We start from the raw sequence: 15,554 nt of genomic DNA, 5'->3' as shown, positions 1-15,554 counted from the left end.
TGATACCTCCTAACGGGCCGCATCGAATTTATTGATTTTCCATTGCAAGTAGTTGATGACCAACAGCATGACAAAGGAAATCACTAGCATGACCGTTGCAATTGCCGTAGCGCCCGCATAGTCAAACTGTTCCAGCTTGGTCATAATCAAGAGGGGCACAATTTCTGTTTTCAACGGCATGTTCCCGGAGATGAAAACAACGGAGCCATACTCACCCAGTGCTCTAGCAAAGGCGAGCGCAAAACCCGTAATGATCGCCGGTAACAGATGCGGCAAAACCACCCGCCAAAATGTGTTCCATCGAGTAGCACCCAACGTAGCTGCCGCTTCCTCCATTTGCAAATCCCAATCCTGCAACACAGGCTGGACCGTTCTGACGACAAAAGGAAGACCGATGAATGTCAGTGCAACCCATATACCGATGGGAGTGTACGCTACCTTGATCCCCCACTCCGCCAGGTACTGCCCGATCCAGCCATTTTCAGCGTAAATAGAAGTCAGGGCAATCCCGCCTACCGCGGTAGGTAAAGCAAATGGCAGATCAACTATGCCGTCAATGATCCGCTTCCCCGCAAACTGATAGCGTACCAACACCCATGCTACCAAGACACCAAACACCGCATTGAGACAAGCCGCGAAAAGAGAAGTCATAATACTCACACGAATAGAGGCAAGGACCCTCGTATCCATAATCGTCCCTATGAATTGCTCCCAACTCATCGCCGAAGCTTTTAAAAACAAGACAGACAGAGGGATCAGCACCAGAAGACTCAAGTAGATGATTGTATAGCCCATGGTCATGCCAAAGCCTGGCAAAAACCCTCTGTTGCGGAATGATTTTCTCATGAAGGTAACTCCTCTGAGGAAAGTGTACGTCTATGGTTTATAAAGTTGATCGAAGACGCCTTGATCTGCAAAATGAGTCTTTTGTGCTTTCGTCCAACCACCAAATAACTCATCGATGGTAAACAATTGGATGTCAGGGAATGCCGGTGTATGTGCTTGGAGCACTTCCTGCGAACGAGGGCGGTAGTAATGCTTGGCTGCGAGCTCTTGGCCTTTTTTGGTATACAGGAACTGGAGGTATGCTTCTGCTACTTCTTTTGTCTTGTGCTTGTCAGCGTATTTGTCAACGATGGTTACAGGTGGTTCAGCCAAAATGCTCAAGGACGGATTCACAATCTCAAACTTGTCTTTCCCTAGTTCATTGACAGCGAGATACGCTTCGTTTTCCCACGCAATTAGCACATCCCCAATGCCACGCTCGACAAACGTAGTGGTCGAACCACGTGCCCCAGAATCGAGGACGGGTACATTTTTAAACAATTGTGCAACGAATTCTTGTGCCTTCGCTTCATCCCCACCATTTGTCTTCAAGGCATAACCCCAGGCAGCCAAGTAATTCCATCTGGCTCCCCCAGACGTTTTCGGATTCGGTGTGATCACGGATATACCAGGCTTGATCAAATCATCCCAATCTTTGATTTGCTTCGGATTGCCTTTCCGCACGAGAAACACAATCGTGGAGGTGTAAGGCGAGCTGTTGTCCGAGAGTTTCTTTTGCCAATCGGCAGGAATCAGACCGCGTTCGGCAATCGCGTCAATATCATAAGCGAGGGCAAGGGTGACTACATCTGCTTCCAAACCATCGATGACGGAGCGGGATTGCTTGCCTGAACCGCCATGTGATTGCTTGATCGTCACGGTTTGACCAGTCTTTTGTTGCCACTCTGAGGCAAACTCCTTGTTGATATCTTGGTAAAACTCTCGCGTCGGATCGTAGGAAACATTGAGCAGCTCTACCGTAGAGTTGCTGCCCACCGCTCCATTACCTGTTTCTGCTGGTGCAGCAGCCGAGCAGCCTGCCAAAGCAGCTGCCATAGCAACCATTCCTACGCGTTGCAGGATCGTCTGGACCTTGCCTTTCGTGGTTTTCATACAGCTCACCTTCACTCCTCTTCTAATCTATAGTATTTTACTCGGAATACTCTGTTATTGAAGATTATACCTGCCTTTTTACTCCTGTCAACGATATTTCCATCTACCCTATGCTAGGCAGGTAGGCCACGTTCAAATGTTACTTGCCCATCCAACAAATTTGGGCCCGCCCGTTCTGACATTTTCAAAAAAATAAGCCTTCCCGTTGAATGGGAAAGCTTTTTCGATCAGACTGTGACACTGGGATATTTTATCCGGTCAAAAGCAAAAAGATCGGCGTCCGAATGACTTCCTTTGGTAATCAGATCACTGATAATTTGCGCGCCGATAGTCGAATAGACGGTTCCATTCCCACCGTAGCCTAGTGTGAACAAGCAATGCGGATAGCCTTCCTGCTCCCCAAAAAGCGGGAGTCCGTCATGGGTATCGACAAAAGTCGCTCCCCAATAATATTCGGCTCGCATTGGAATCTCTGGAAATAACTCTTGAATCTTTGCGAGCAAATGATCCCGCTTTTTCAGACTGGAAGCCTCCTTCTTTTGTAAGTCGTTCAACGGCTCATCCAGTCCTCCGACAATGATTCTCCCTTCCGAACAAGTACGGATATACAAATAGGGACGGGCTGTTTCCCAGATTAAACATGCTTGCGGCCAACCTGGAAATGCATCGACTTGATTGGTCACGATGGAAAACGAGCTGGAAATCACAGCGTTGGCGTTGCGCTTCATGGATTGTGCCTCGTAGCCAGTGGCAAACACGGCACGCCTGCACTTGATTGTGTACCCATTATTGGTGTAGACCAAAAGCCCTCCGTCCTGCACTTTTTGATGCACGACTTCCGTGTTTTCGTAAACACGCATCCCTTTTTTCACAGAGTGGGCGATCACACCGTTGGCAAATTTGTACGGATTGAGCTCCGCATCTCCCTTGGAATAAATAGCCCCTGCCCTCGAAAAAGAGAATCGCTTCTCTATATCCGGTCGCTCCAAATAGGTGACTGGAAAGCCAAACTTCCTCAATAACTGGTACTCTGTCCTCAAGCTCTCTGCATCAGCTGGTTCACTGGCATAATACAAGCTGTCACGTCTTATGTAATCTGGAGATTGATCTAGCTGCCCAGAGATGTTTTCCAATTCATCAACCGCCTGCCGCGTCAGTTCGTAAAAACGAACTCCTTTTTGCTCACCGAACGAATGGATACAGGCTGTTAACGTTTTATCGTTGCATATTTGCAACAAACCGGTGTTAGCGCTGCTGCTGCCCCCACTCACCCGCCGTTTATCCACGAGGATGACATCCACATCATGCTGCTTCAAATAATAGGAAACGAGTGCTCCTGCCTCACCGCCGCCAATGACCAGAACGTCACACTTCACGTCCTCGGTCAGTGCGGGATATAGGGGTGGCGCTGGCAATGTTTCTGGCCAATACAGTTTTCCGGTCACGAATATCATCAGCAAGTCCCCTCAGGCTGAAAGTATCAATACGGACGTTACTTCAATTCTCAACCATAGGATAACCAACACGCCAACAGGCATCCGCTCCCCTATCGCACAATTCATTGGTGATACGTTATGATGGGTGTCAGAAGGAGTGATTGCGCTTGACTACGGTATACGTAAAGCTTCCGCATGAAAATGCAGTTGTTCGAGAAATCGCTGGGACGGATGAACTACAGGATCTGGTGGATGGTGATTATGAGGTAGTGGAAGATGATCATCTAGAGGGTATCTCTCTCGTTGTGAATGAAGATGCCCGCGGGGTACAAGCGAACAATTTCCCCATCACATCAGATGGTTTTTTAGACTGGGTCTATGGACCTTGCGTATTCGTCAAAGCAAATGGACGTTCGCTGACAGCTGACGATCTTTCGAGAATCGACCAGTTTTTATCCGCCAAAGGATGAGGATTTGATCAAAACAATGACCCCTGACGGATCAGCTTACGTCCATTTACACGGCTGATGATCAGGGGTCTTGTATTTTTACTCGATAGAACTAGCTCTTGATACCGCTGCTGCCGAAGCCGCCCGCTCCTCTTTCTGTTTCATCCAGCTCATCGACTACTTCGAACTGTGCGACTGGAACGATTGCAATGACGCCCTGTGCAATCCGGTCGCCTTTTTTGATCAAGTAGCTATGTGCATCGACTTCTTGTTCAACGGTTACTTCGTTTTCGCTAGCGCCCAGACATACCTTGCCACTTTTTCCGGATGCGATTCGAATGTTATCGATCAGGACACATACTTCACCGCGATAGCCTGCATCAACAGTCCCTGGTGCATTGGACAAGCGCAGCTTTGTTTTTGCACTGATCCCGGAGCGAGGGCGCACTTGCAATTCAAATCCTTCTGGAAGCGCGAACGCCAAGCCAGTTGGAACTTTTGCAGATTGGCCAGGGGCAATCAATGTATCCTCTACCGCGACCAGATCAAAGCCCGCGTCCATTGCTCTCGCGTACGCTGGGATCACGGCGTCTTGGTGGAGCTTTTTAATTTTCACCTGTGTAACCAGGCGCTCATTTGTCATGTTCATGTAATGGTCTCTCCTCTATAGCGTTTCAGCTGATTACCATTCATAGTGTACAGGATGCGTCCACTTCCAGCAAGAAGCACCGATTTTCATAAAAACCTCACAAATCCCTTTCTTTTTCAGCGCTTTTAACAATGGAATGTGATATAATCACCGTTGCATCTAAAATCACAATTGAAAAGAAAGGTGGAATTGTACCTTGCAAGTACAAAAACCATATCGCATTTTGTTGTATTACAAGTATACTCCTATTGAAAATTATGAGGAGTACGCAGCCGAGCACTTGCAATTTTGCAAGGATAACGGGCTGAAAGGGCGAATTATCGTAGCTCCGGAGGGCATTAATGGAACCGTATCCGGCACGATTGAACAAACCGACGCCTACATGGAATATGTGCGAAAAGATCCACGTTTTAGTGATATGTGGTTTAAAATAGATGAGTCGGAAGAGCATGCATTCAAAAAAATGTTTGTGCGCCCGAAACAGGAGCTCGTAACCTGGCGTTTGGAGGAAGATGTTAATCCGAATGAACTAGTCGGCACCTATCTGAACCCAAAAGAATGGCACGAAATGATGCAGGAAGAAGACGTCGTGATCCTTGACGGTCGCAACTATTACGAATACGATTTGGGACATTTCCGTGGTGCGATTCGCCCAGAAGTGGATTCATCCCGAGAGTTCCCTGAGTGGATTCGTGAAAACATGAGCCAGTTCAAGGATAAAAAAGTCCTCACCTACTGCACAGGCGGTATTCGTTGCGAAAAGCTGACAGGTGTCTTGCTGCAACAAGGTTTTGAAAATGTTTACCACCTTGAGGGCGGAATTGTCACGTATGGAAAAGATCCAGAAGTCCAAGGGCGTCTGTGGGATGGAAAATGCTACGTATTTGACGAGCGTATCTCTATTCCGATCAACCATACCGAAGAAGACGTCGTGATTGGACGCTGCCACTACTGCGGTACTGTGGAAGACCGCTATCTCAACTGCGCCAACCCATTCTGCAACAAGCAGCACTTCTGCTGCCCAGAATGTGAGACAAAATTCAAGCGTTCTTGCTCCGACGAATGCCGCGAGCACCCTCGCAACCGTTATGTAGAAGCAGAAGAAAAAGCAAAGCTAGAAACTGCTGGATCAAACGCTTAAACAGCATACACGACCGAACAAGCTGATTCTTACGTAGAGTCAGCTTGTTTTTTTATAGGCAAAAGGCTCACCCTTCTCTTCCTCCCTTTTCCATCCCTTCTCCCTTTTGCCTGAATTTGGTACTATAATAAAAATCAAATCATTCGAAAAAGGGGATAAATCATGTCATTGATTCATCAAACAAGCATTCTCGAATGGCAAGCTGCAATGACAGCTGGAACTACGACTTCGCGGGAACTGACTCTCGCCTTTTTACAGCGGATTGCCACCTACAACAAACAAGGCATCCGAATCAATGCCATTTGTGAACTGAATCCAGATGCACTGGCGATCGCAGAGTCACTGGATCGGGAACGAGCGGTGTCTGGCAGTCGCGGGCCGCTTCACGGAATCCCTGTGCTGATCAAGGATAACATTGCGACATCTGACAAGATGCACACGACAGCTGGAGCTCTAGCTTTGGCTGATTCATTTGCCTCTGCGGACGCATTTGTTGTGACTAGGCTCCGAGAGGCGGGCGCCGTCCTTTTAGGGAAAACCAATCTGACGGAATGGGCTAACTTTGTCTCCAATAACATGCCGGATGGCTACAGCTCGCGTGGTGGACAAGTGTTGAACCCATACGGTCCTGGTGTACTCGATGTCGGCGGGTCTAGCTCGGGTTCAGCTGCTGGTATTGCCGCAGGTTTTGCCGTTGTGGCAGTCGGTACTGAGACTTCCGGGTCGATTCTCCACCCAGCCGAGCAGAATTCACTCGTGGGAATCAAACCTACTGTTGGCTTAATCAGCCGTTCCGGTATCATCCCGATTTCCCATAGCCAAGACACAGCCGGACCGATAGCGAGAACCGTGACAGATGCAGCTATTTTGCTTGGTGCGCTTACTGGTATAGATGCAAATGATCCGGTGACTGGAAAAAGCGAGGGTCTCGCGTATACCGATTACCTCACCTTCCTCGATGCAGATGGATTGCGGGGCGCACGCATCGGCGTTGTACGCTCAAGCTTTTTGGCTGAGTGTGTAGCCGACGAAATCGCCTTGTATGAAGCAGCTATTGAAAAACTCAAAGAAGCTGGCGCAACTGTCATAGATGCGGTCACCATTCCGACAGAAAATGCCGAATGGGACATACATGTGCTCGTGCATGAATTCAAGGTTGGGGTAAATGCGTACTTAAAAACCTTACCAGCCTCCTCCCCGATCCGCTCCTTACAGGATGTTATTGCTTTTAATCGGGCACATGAGGAACAAGCCCTGCTTTACGGGCAAGAGCTGCTGGAAGAATCCGAGCAAACAAGTGGTACACTGACTGAGCCGGAGTATCTGGCTAATCGCCTATTCGATTTGGAAATGTCACAGAAACAAGGCCTTGATGCTGTTATGAAGGAGCACGAACTCGATGCCCTCTTGTACCCCGGCAGTACGGGTTATGCTATCCCTGCCAAAGCTGGTTACCCTTCGATTACGGTTCCAGCTGGCTATACTTCCGCGGGCAAGCCATTTGGCATCATGCTGACCGGATTGGCATTCCAGGAACCTACTCTACTTCGCCTGGCCTACGCTTACGAGCAAGCAACTCGACTACGTGTAGCTCCGAATATGACGAAAGCGTAAAGGAAGCACAGAATGAACCGATATTACGGACTTTTTATTGGCACAGCAATCCCTTTCAAACACCTGAAGAAAATCATTCGCAAATTCAACTATGATTACTATGACAAAACCAGTCCTGAACGAAAGCAGCAATTTATCCAAATTATCCCAAAATTCCACATCAGCCACTCTCATGATCCACACCATTGGCTAGCGTGTATCATGGTGGAACCAGCGTTTTTGAACAGATTTTTAGAAATCATAAACAACCTAGATTTCACTTTCATCCTTTGTCAATATCGGCACGGTCATTTTCAAACGATGATGAATGAAAGCGAGTATAGCGTTACTAGCTTTCGCTCCTTGGAAGATGTCGTGTATTTAGTATTAGAAGATGAAGATGATATCGATAGGAGATTCGCTAAAAAACTGCTCACGCTCCCACTCGAAAAACAATTTGCCTCAGCTCCCGGAATCAAAACGAGCGAAGATTATCAGCATCTGCTAGATACATGGGTAAAGGAAGTACTCGCCTATCCAACAAAAAACGCATGAGGCCTTTTGGCCCATGCGTTTTTCAATCTCTACATCGTTTTGCTTTCTTGCTCCGCTTTACCGAGTCGATCCTGGAACAGCTTGCTCAATTGACCGATATTTACTTCCCATTCCTCATCCTTGTAATAAACAGTCGCTTTGGATTCGCCTTTTTTGCCTACGATACGAATACTCGTTGTCTTCACTTCATAGGTACCATCTTCCTTGAAGGAAATATCGGCATCCTTAAGCTCTTTGTCCAAGACGGGTGTAATCGTCTTATCGACGACTTCCTGTGTAGCTACGGCTGCTTGACGTCCCATTTGGATCACTTCTTCAGGACTGAATTGGAAAAACAACACGAGCACAACACCAATAATAGCAGCCAGCGAAATAATTCGAATGATACTTCGCACCACCCATTGGGCAGCCATGATAATGATTATGATACCTAGCGCAATCGGCCAGTAATCTTTGATCAGTTGAAGTATTTGGTCCACATTTATCCCTCCTTCGATTTCAGTCTCGCCAAAAAATATCGAAACCTAATCTTCTTACAGAAAAAAACCGTCTCAACAAAGCGGACGGAATCGCAAAAAATGGGTTCTCTCTCACTAATTCTCGTAAAAAAAGCAAACTCCTGCTCTCATTTTCAATCGTTTTAAACGAATAATTGACATCTTCTTCATCTTTTATCCATAATAGGAATCCGAGAAAAAATGAAAACGGGTGAAAAGGGATGAAACAAAATCTGTATGATCAACTGGATTTTTATCAGGACTATCAAAAGCTCCGTCTGTCCGGTCAATCGGAGAATGATTTGATCGAACAGCCTGCCTTTCGGGGTTGTCTCCCCTCCCTAAAAGGATTGCGTGTACTCGACCTCGGATGTGGTGGCGGACAGTTTGCCAAGTACTGTGTGGAGCAAGGAGCACGAGAAGTGATCGGTGTTGATCTTTCCCACAACATGTTAGAGTATGCCCGGACGAATAACAGCCATGAGAACATTCAATATCTACAAAGCTCCCTGGAGGACATTGAGCTTGCCGATCATGACTACGATCTCATTACGAGCTCTCTCGTCATGGACTATGTTCGTGACTATGAGCAAGTGATCAACAAAGTAAGCCGCGCCTTGCGCAACGGAGGACATTTCGTTTACTCTACACTCCATCCGCATATTACTGCTCGCAAAAAGGTCGAGGGCTGGGTACGCGACGAAGAAGGACAGAAGCATTTCTGGCCCTTGGACAACTACCTGGAAGATGGAGAACGTGAAATGCAAATGATGAACGGCAGAAAGGCCCTTTTTTACCACCGCTCCATGTCCACTGCTGTCAATACGTTAATCCAAGCGGGGCTTACCCTGCAAAAGATCATCGAGCCAACCTGCACGCCAGAAGGACTCTGCTTGCAGCCGCATCAGATTTCCGAAGTAAGAAGACCGACATTTATTATTTTCAAGACACAAAAGACTTTGAAATGAATGAACAAAAGCCCGGAGGAATGATCCGGGCTTTCATAAACATTATGGTTTTCTTATTTCGATTTCATTTTCATCCAGACCTTTCGCATAGTACTCATCCTGGATATGCTCCGGCACCATACTCCCACCCGTCGCCCATACGATGTGAGTCGCCTTTTTCATTTTTTCCGTTAGACCTTGCTTCGCCAAATAGTGACGCCCTATCTCCTGCTGAAACAATCTAACAGGTCCTGGCATGCCAGCCAATGCAGACGGCTCCAATCGAATGGATTCGTGATCGCGCAACGCACGTAACAAAGCGTATAGCTCCTCGTCGTCCACTGTAAACAAGCCACTCAGTAGGTTCTCCATCATTTTTCCTACCAATCGGGAAGGTCGACCAACTGCCAGACCATCCGCCTCTGTCTTGTTGTCTATCCCGAAATCTTGAACGGAGACTTTGTCATGCAGGCCTGTCATTAACCCTAGCAGCATGCAGGGAGAATGAGTTGGTTCCGCAAAAAAGCAATGAACATGATCACCATAAATGAGCTTTAACCCGTACGCTACACCACCAGGACCACCACCAACTCCACACGGAAGGTAGACGAACAGCGGATGATCACGATCTACTTTTATTTGTTGTTCCTCTAGTTGCCTTTTCAATCGTTTTGCCGCTACTGCATAGCCGAGGAATAATCGCTTGGAGTTCTCATCATCGATGAAATAGCAGTTCGGATCGGCTTCTGCCTGCTTCCTGCCCTCTTCCACCGCTTTTCCGTAATCGGATGCGTACTCCACAACCTGGACTCCTTTTGCCCGCAGCAATTCCTTTTTCCATGCTTTAGCGTCCGCTGACATGTGTACGGTGACTTGAAAACCAAGCTTCGCACTGATAATCCCGATGCTCAAACCGAGATTTCCTGTCGAGCCTACCGCAATGGAATAACGGGAAAACAGTTCCCGCAACGCATCCGAAGCCAAAATGGCATAATCATGGTCCGGTTGCAGCATCTGATGCTTTTGTGCCAATTCTTCTGCATGTGCCAGCACCTCGTAGATGCCGCCACGCGCTTTGATGGAACCGGCAATAGGCAAATGGCTGTCGCATTTTAACCAGAGATTCCCCTGAATATCCGACGCAAAGCGAGACTCTAGGTGCTTTTTCATCTCTTTTATCGGTACGAGTGGGGACTCGATCAGTCCACCAGCTTCTCTCGTCTCGGGAAAAGCCACTTGAATGAACGAGCCAAAGCGTCGCAAGCGTTCTTCTGCATCCTGGACTTCCTCTGGTGTAACAGAGAGAGTTGCTTTTGCGATCTCATCATAGCTAGGGTTCGTCCAGAAAACTTCATCCGTCTCCATCATGTTAGGAAGAAGCGGATATTTCTTTTTCCACTCCTCCATTGTTAGTCCTTCCACCTTTTCATTGTTTCCCATCTTGAACGAGCCCCCTATTCTTCCTTCCACTCATCTTTGTTATTATATCGAAATAGTGCGAAACTTCTTTAGGAAAACCAAATAAAAATTACTGATGAATCCACTCATTTGATACAATGGTCGTTAAAGAAGTTGACTGTAACAAAAAGGAAAGTGATAACATGTATCGCTATACCATATGCTTTCTCAAACATAGAAATGGAATCCTCATGCTGAATCGCAACAAATCACCGTTGATGGGGCTATGGAATGGCGTAGGCGGTAAACTAGAGCACGATGAGACTCCAATGGACAGTGTTCTTCGCGAGGTTCGGGAAGAGACGGGCATTTTGCTAGAAAAAGCTTGCTACAAAGGAATTGTCTCTTGGCTCGTCGATGGAATGGAAACGGGTGGTATGTATGCATTTCTCGCTCATCTTCCAGAAGACTACGAGCGCTCTCAAACCCCACAGGTAGTGGATGAAGGCATACTTGACTGGAAAGAGCTAGCGTGGATCTTGGACCCCGACAATGCTGGCGTCCCAGAAAACCTTCCCATGTTTTTACCATACATGTTGGAAGAAGCTGACCCTTGTCAGCATTCCTTTACGTACGAAAATAACCAGGTTATCAACTATGAAACAGCTCCATTGCCAAAGCCGGTAACAACTTGAATCGGAGGAGAAACACAGATGGAAATTCGCAAGCTTGCCACACAGGAACAACCACCAATGGATTTACTCTTATTGGCTGACCCCTCTGTCAGATTGGTGAAAGATTATTTACAAAGAGGTCACTGCTATGTCACTGTTCTGGAGAATAGCATCGTAGGTGTCTACGTCTTGATTCCAACCAGACCGGATACGATTGAACTCGTGAATGTTGCCGTCGATGAGGCCTATCAAGGCAAGGGCATTGGCAAAAAGCTCGTTCTTCATTCCATTGAAGTAGCCAAATCTCTCGGTTATAAGACGATCGAGGTCGGAACAGGGAATTCTAGCGTGGGTCAGCTCGCCCTTTATCAAAAGTGTGGCTTTCGGATGAATTGGATCGATCGAGACTTTTTCTTGCGGCATTATGAGGAAGAGATTTACGAAAACGGGATTCAAGTGGTAGATATGGTTCGCCTCTCTCAAGATATTTGAGAAGATTGTCTAGAAACAGTGTGAACCAAATGAGTATACATAATTTATATTATGTTATCTTTTTATAGGAAAAGGTGATGCCAGGTGATCACGCATTTTTCTAAATTAACCTTAAAAACTGTGTCCATCCAAGGGGTACACCAGGTTTACGCAGACCGTCTCGGCTTTCCGATTTCATCTCAATCAGACAAACAGATTACGTTTCAAGTCACACCCGATTTTCGTTTAACCTTTGAAGAAGTGTATGAACCGATTTCCCCCGCCCATATTGCTTTTCAAGTGCCTTATTCCCTATTTCATGAATCAGCGAAAAAGATCAAAGAATCTGGTCTTTTGCTTGTTCGATGGGAGGATGGGCATGACATTGATCAAGAAAAAGGACGGATGAACCTGTATTTTCGCGATGGAGACGGGAATCTTCTTGAGATTATTGCCCACGAGTATGTGTCAGAAGAGGTCGTCCTGCCATCCACTCCCCTACACATTCTATATTTACGAGAAGTGGGCTGTCCTGTGGAAAGTGTGCCTGTTTTTACGCAATGGCTTAAATCGAATATAAGCCTGAAAACCTATGAGGATGGCGAAATTTTTAACTTCGTCATCGGAGGTACGGCGCATATTGTAGCCACATGGAAAAACAGGCCCTGGATTCCCATTGCAATGAAAGCGTTGCCACCGAAAATGCACGTCACTTTTGGAACACCTGACCAAGCGTTTCTGCAAAAAGTGCGGAGACGCTTTGAAAAAAGTAATGTCCTCTTCCATTCGGATGCTCATGAGCTTACGTTCGTCCGGGAAGGATACTCGTTTTCTGTTATCCATACACCCGATTACGCCCCCGACATCCCGAGTAAATTGCAATTACCACTTTCTATCTCCACCTAACAAATACAGCGGCAGTCAAGGACTTCAAATGTTGTCCCTGACTACCGCTGTTCTGCTCTCACACTATCCTCTGGCGACCTTTCTCTTCAAAAGTGGCTCGCGACCTTCGCGTCCTTGTGTTTTTGCAAGGTAGATGGCGTATTCAAGCGGGCGAGTAATGGCATTCTTGTACTGCCCCGTTGCCCCCATCTCCCGGAAAATTTCCCGAGCTGGTTTGGGATTCACTTCGATCAGCCAAGCGCGACCATCTACATCGATGCCAATATCCAGTCCAAATTCAACCATCCGTCCAAAATGATCCTCGAGTGTTTCCGCTGTTTGAAAAGCGAGCTGTTCGCAATCATGCACGATCTGTGCAGTGCGCTCCTCCCCAAACTTCGGTCGGAGAAATACCGAAACAGGGATAGCTTTTCCCCCGCCATGCAGATTAGAGGTGGCACTGCGTTCTGGACCCACGCGAATTCCATGACCTGTAATGCTCCATTCACCCTGCCCATTCTTTTGAATCAAGAGGCGCATGTCTACTGCACGCAAAGGAACCAGTTGCAAACGAAGTCCTTGCTGAACGATGTATTTTTCCTGTCTCGTCCATCGCTCTACCCATCTCTGGGCAGCGGCTTTGTCTCTTACTACTGTGGATACTTTCGCCCTTTGCTTGTTCCGTCCGAGCAGTCGAAGTTCGTCGCCACGCTTTTCAATGGACAAGATGTTTCGTCCTCCTGTTCCATTGAGTGGCTTTACGTAGAGCAATGGATGCTTGCCTAGCATGTTGACTAGGCTTTGTCGGTTGTAGAGGTGTGTCTCCGGAAGCCAGCGATGCATTCTGGGGTCCCGATGCAGCACCTCATGTACACGCCATTTGTTTGCCAAGCGATTGTTTGCGTACAAAAAATTACTCGTCCGCCGAAAGGCCACATAGTTCTTAAACGCTTGTGACGGTGTATAGCGGTATCGGTCGAAAACAGCGTCTGGACGGTCAAAAATCCTTGCTTGCCAACCGCCATTACTCCCCGGGACATACCCTCTCACCTGCTTCCCTGCTCCAAGCACATCGTTTGGTGAAAACAAGAAAACGGTACAGCCTAGTTCTTGTCCAGCCTTGAGTAGTCGCCGAAAATAGGTTGGCTCTGCAAAGCGCTTGCCTTCCCGCCAAGTCAAGATGCCGATTATGGGTCGTTTCAAAAGACCACCCTCTCTCGTTTCCTCCTTGGCAGTTTATTCAGTCCGTAGTCAAATGGCGATTATCTCAGCTTCTTTTCCAAGTGAAACAGATCGAGTGGCAACGGAGCCGTGACTTCGATGACTTCTCCCCCGAATGGATGCACAAATTTGAGCACTGCTGCGTGCAGCGCTTGTCGCTTAATGAGTTCGCGCTTGCCACCATACAGTTCATCCCCTAAAAGCGGGTGCCCAATATGACTGAAGTGAACGCGAATTTGATGGGTTCTCCCTGTCTCCAATTGACATTCTACTTTCGTAGCTGTTTGAAAGCGTTCCTTCACCTGATAATGGGTAATCGCTGGATCGCCGTTAGGTGTAACCCTTCTGCGCGTCCCATGATTCCGGTCTTTTCCAATGGGCTCATTGATTTTCCCGCGCTCTTTGGACATTTGTCCCGAAACATACGCGACATAGGTACGCTTGATTGTGCGCTCACGCAGCATTTCATCTAATAGTGCAGAGGCCCACGCATGCTTCGCGTACAGAACGACGCCTGACGTATCCTGATCCAGCCGATGGACATGGCGAACTTTTGCTTCCAAACCTGTACGGAAAAAGTGCCCCGACACGAGATGATCCAACGTCACATGATGATATCGTTCGGTTGGATGTAACAGAAGGCCAACCGGCTTATTCACGATGAGCAAATGATCATCCTCGTACAAAATCTCGGGAACTTCACTAGCCGGATCAAGCCCCAATGGCTCAGGCTTGCACATCCGCAGGCGAATTTCCTGACCTGCTTTTCCTGCAACATGCTGAGCAACAGGTGCGCCATCCAGTAGGATTTCTTTGTATTGGAATAAAAGATGGACCTGCTTGCGAGGCAGCTTCCACTCTTCGCGCAGCAGGTTCCCAATCGGGATAGCATCGTCTTTGTCTCGTAAATGAGCAACGAGCCATTCCCCTTCTTTTTTCATGAATAACATTTCTGTCTATCTCCCTGTTCTATGTTGATGCAATTACGCTTGCTCGAGTCCTTTACTGACTTGAATAGCACGGTCCAGGAAATGCTCGATCTCCTCACGACTTTTTCCGAGCTTGCTAACAAAGCGAACCAGTTCTTTTCCATTATGGAACGCAATAAAGCTCGGAATTCCGAAGACATCGTACTTTTGGGACAAGTCCGGGAGCGTGTCACGGTTGACTTCAATCATGTCCAGCTGTTCTTTGTATTTTTCTTCCACGGCAGGCATAAATGGATCAATGCGATGGCAATCTGGGCACCAATCCGTGAAGAATTTGACAATGACTGGCTTGGTTGCTGCGATTACTTGCTCGAACTCAGCTTCTGTCTTAATTTCTCTCATGTTATCTTCCTCCCAGAATGATTTGGAAATAGTGTACCACAGGCACGGGCTGTTTGGGACGTTTAGGAGAAACAATTGCCAGCACTAACAAATCAACAAACGGAAATCCTATCTGTTGTAACCCCAAAAAATTTAAGGTAGGTGCTACTCATGAAGAAATTCGCTGCTCTGTTGATGGTTGCATGCTTGGTAACTACTGCAATTCCTGTATCTGCTGCGACACATGACGGTCACAAAAAACACCACAAGGTACAAACAAAAGCGCATCATATGAAGACCAAAGCTCACCATATGAAAACCAAAGCACATAAAGGCAAAGTGCATATCAAGGCTTTGCCGAAAACGGGTATGGGTGGGGCTAGCAATTAA

General features: G+C 47.3%; 18 protein-coding genes. 9 read left to right on the top strand and 9 right to left on the bottom strand.

The genetic code is table 11. The features are described 5' to 3' along the window. Positions 1–9: 9 nt before the first annotated feature. The 3 genes from cysT to HP398_RS01710 form a co-directional block, all read right to left on the bottom strand. Positions 10–846 carry a sulfate ABC transporter permease subunit CysT gene (gene cysT, locus HP398_RS01720; RefSeq protein ID WP_173621636.1) on the bottom strand — a complete coding sequence of 279 codons (837 nt, stop codon included), beginning with the start codon at positions 844–846 and terminating at the stop codon, positions 10–12. A 30-nt stretch (positions 847–876) separates the two neighbouring features. Next, positions 877–1,890, bottom strand: coding sequence for a sulfate ABC transporter substrate-binding protein (locus HP398_RS01715; RefSeq protein WP_371736710.1), 1,014 nt, complete (start codon positions 1,888–1,890; stop codon positions 877–879). Between the two features lie 275 nt (positions 1,891–2,165). Then, complete coding sequence (locus HP398_RS01710) at positions 2,166–3,392, bottom strand: NAD(P)/FAD-dependent oxidoreductase (RefSeq protein ID WP_173621634.1); 1,227 nt, start codon at positions 3,390–3,392, stop codon at positions 2,166–2,168. Positions 3,393–3,541: 149 nt separating this feature from the next. On the opposite strand from HP398_RS01710, the gene HP398_RS01705 reads away from it, so the two are divergent. Next, a complete protein-coding gene (locus HP398_RS01705; protein ID WP_017248191.1) occupies positions 3,542–3,844 on the top strand; it encodes a DUF3846 domain-containing protein in 303 nt (100 codons plus the stop codon). A 91-nt stretch (positions 3,845–3,935) separates the two neighbouring features. On the opposite strand, the gene dut is transcribed toward HP398_RS01705, so the two are convergent. Then, complete coding sequence (gene dut / locus HP398_RS01700) at positions 3,936–4,472, bottom strand: dUTP diphosphatase (RefSeq protein ID WP_017248190.1); 537 nt, start codon at positions 4,470–4,472, stop codon at positions 3,936–3,938. A 196-nt stretch (positions 4,473–4,668) separates the two neighbouring features. Between dut and trhO the strand changes: the two genes are divergently transcribed. The 3 genes from trhO to HP398_RS01685 all read left to right on the top strand — a co-directional run bounded on the left by trhO (position 4,669) and on the right by HP398_RS01685 (position 7,761). Further along, entirely contained in the window at positions 4,669–5,613 is a 945-nt protein-coding gene (gene trhO / locus HP398_RS01695) for an oxygen-dependent tRNA uridine(34) hydroxylase TrhO (protein ID WP_173621633.1), read from the top strand. Positions 5,614–5,775: 162 nt separating this feature from the next. Further along, positions 5,776–7,227 (top strand): amidase family protein, encoded by a 1,452-nt coding sequence (locus tag HP398_RS01690; protein WP_017248188.1) that lies wholly within the window; start codon positions 5,776–5,778, stop codon positions 7,225–7,227. A gap of 12 nt (positions 7,228–7,239) precedes the next feature. Continuing rightward, the gene (locus tag HP398_RS01685) at positions 7,240–7,761 is read left to right on the top strand and encodes a hypothetical protein (protein ID WP_173621632.1); all 522 of its coding nucleotides are present in this window, start codon (positions 7,240–7,242) and stop codon (positions 7,759–7,761) included. Between the two features lie 29 nt (positions 7,762–7,790). Here the strand turns inward: HP398_RS01685 and HP398_RS01680 are convergent, their stop codons facing one another. Beyond that, positions 7,791–8,240 carry a hypothetical protein gene (locus tag HP398_RS01680; protein WP_017248186.1) on the bottom strand — a complete coding sequence of 150 codons (450 nt, stop codon included), beginning with the start codon at positions 8,238–8,240 and terminating at the stop codon, positions 7,791–7,793. 239 nt (positions 8,241–8,479) lie between these two features. On the opposite strand from HP398_RS01680, the gene HP398_RS01675 reads away from it, so the two are divergent. Beyond that, positions 8,480–9,226, top strand: a complete 747-nt coding sequence (locus tag HP398_RS01675) for a class I SAM-dependent methyltransferase (RefSeq protein ID WP_173621631.1) — start codon at positions 8,480–8,482, stop codon at positions 9,224–9,226. 42 nt (positions 9,227–9,268) lie between these two features. On the opposite strand, the gene HP398_RS01670 is transcribed toward HP398_RS01675, so the two are convergent. Further along, complete coding sequence (locus HP398_RS01670) at positions 9,269–10,645, bottom strand: D-serine ammonia-lyase (RefSeq protein WP_173621630.1); 1,377 nt, start codon at positions 10,643–10,645, stop codon at positions 9,269–9,271. A 161-nt stretch (positions 10,646–10,806) separates the two neighbouring features. Here HP398_RS01670 and HP398_RS01665 point away from each other — a divergent pair, with 161 nt between their 5' ends. From HP398_RS01665 to HP398_RS01655, 3 genes are all read left to right on the top strand, one after another. Continuing rightward, complete coding sequence (locus HP398_RS01665; protein WP_173621629.1) at positions 10,807–11,298, top strand: NUDIX hydrolase; 492 nt, start codon at positions 10,807–10,809, stop codon at positions 11,296–11,298. Between the two features lie 18 nt (positions 11,299–11,316). Continuing rightward, complete coding sequence (locus HP398_RS01660; protein ID WP_173621628.1) at positions 11,317–11,769, top strand: GNAT family N-acetyltransferase; 453 nt, start codon at positions 11,317–11,319, stop codon at positions 11,767–11,769. Positions 11,770–11,853: 84 nt separating this feature from the next. After that, the gene (locus tag HP398_RS01655) at positions 11,854–12,654 is read left to right on the top strand and encodes a VOC family protein (protein WP_017248181.1); all 801 of its coding nucleotides are present in this window, start codon (positions 11,854–11,856) and stop codon (positions 12,652–12,654) included. A 63-nt stretch (positions 12,655–12,717) separates the two neighbouring features. Here the strand turns inward: HP398_RS01655 and HP398_RS01650 are convergent, their stop codons facing one another. Genes HP398_RS01650 through HP398_RS01640 form a run of 3 tightly spaced genes read right to left on the bottom strand, consistent with a single transcriptional unit; the run spans position 12,718 to position 15,185 of the window. Then, a complete protein-coding gene (locus tag HP398_RS01650) occupies positions 12,718–13,836 on the bottom strand; it encodes a YheC/YheD family endospore coat-associated protein (protein WP_173621627.1) in 1,119 nt (372 codons plus the stop codon). Positions 13,837–13,895: 59 nt separating this feature from the next. Next, positions 13,896–14,804, bottom strand: coding sequence for an RluA family pseudouridine synthase (locus HP398_RS01645; RefSeq protein WP_173621626.1), 909 nt, complete (start codon positions 14,802–14,804; stop codon positions 13,896–13,898). Between the two features lie 33 nt (positions 14,805–14,837). Then, positions 14,838–15,185 carry a thioredoxin family protein gene (locus HP398_RS01640; RefSeq protein WP_017248178.1) on the bottom strand — a complete coding sequence of 116 codons (348 nt, stop codon included), beginning with the start codon at positions 15,183–15,185 and terminating at the stop codon, positions 14,838–14,840. Positions 15,186–15,335: 150 nt separating this feature from the next. On the opposite strand from HP398_RS01640, the gene HP398_RS01635 reads away from it, so the two are divergent. Next, positions 15,336–15,554, top strand: coding sequence for a hypothetical protein (locus HP398_RS01635; RefSeq protein WP_017248177.1), 219 nt, complete (start codon positions 15,336–15,338; stop codon positions 15,552–15,554).

Origin of the sequence: Brevibacillus sp. HB1.4B, assembly GCF_013284285.1 — a bacterium.
In the GTDB taxonomy this organism is placed as follows: domain Bacteria; phylum Bacillota; class Bacilli; order Brevibacillales; family Brevibacillaceae; genus Brevibacillus; species Brevibacillus porteri.
Note: the sequence above shows the minus strand (reverse complement) of the source record. Positions and strands in the feature narration are given on the sequence as shown.

What these genes read in the sequence shown, in the direction of transcription:
- dut (WP_017248190.1), bottom strand. Translation starts at nt 4,472, where the DNA reads ATGAACATGACAAATGAGCGCCTGGTTACACAGGTGAAAATTAAAAAG.
- HP398_RS01690 (WP_017248188.1), top strand. Translation starts at nt 5,776, where the DNA reads ATGTCATTGATTCATCAAACAAGCATTCTCGAATGGCAAGCTGCAATG.
- cysT (WP_173621636.1), bottom strand. Translation starts at nt 846, where the DNA reads ATGAGAAAATCATTCCGCAACAGAGGGTTTTTGCCAGGCTTTGGCATG.
- HP398_RS01710 (WP_173621634.1), bottom strand. Translation starts at nt 3,392, where the DNA reads ATGATATTCGTGACCGGAAAACTGTATTGGCCAGAAACATTGCCAGCG.
- HP398_RS01665 (WP_173621629.1), top strand. Translation starts at nt 10,807, where the DNA reads ATGTATCGCTATACCATATGCTTTCTCAAACATAGAAATGGAATCCTC.
- HP398_RS01645 (WP_173621626.1), bottom strand. Translation starts at nt 14,804, where the DNA reads ATGTTATTCATGAAAAAAGAAGGGGAATGGCTCGTTGCTCATTTACGA.
- HP398_RS01670 (WP_173621630.1), bottom strand. Translation starts at nt 10,645, where the DNA reads ATGGGAAACAATGAAAAGGTGGAAGGACTAACAATGGAGGAGTGGAAA.
- HP398_RS01660 (WP_173621628.1), top strand. Translation starts at nt 11,317, where the DNA reads ATGGAAATTCGCAAGCTTGCCACACAGGAACAACCACCAATGGATTTA.
- HP398_RS01675 (WP_173621631.1), top strand. Translation starts at nt 8,480, where the DNA reads ATGAAACAAAATCTGTATGATCAACTGGATTTTTATCAGGACTATCAA.
- HP398_RS01685 (WP_173621632.1), top strand. Translation starts at nt 7,240, where the DNA reads ATGAACCGATATTACGGACTTTTTATTGGCACAGCAATCCCTTTCAAA.
- HP398_RS01635 (WP_017248177.1), top strand. Translation starts at nt 15,336, where the DNA reads ATGAAGAAATTCGCTGCTCTGTTGATGGTTGCATGCTTGGTAACTACT.
- HP398_RS01715 (WP_371736710.1), bottom strand. Translation starts at nt 1,890, where the DNA reads ATGGTTGCTATGGCAGCTGCTTTGGCAGGCTGCTCGGCTGCTGCACCA.
- HP398_RS01640 (WP_017248178.1), bottom strand. Translation starts at nt 15,185, where the DNA reads ATGAGAGAAATTAAGACAGAAGCTGAGTTCGAGCAAGTAATCGCAGCA.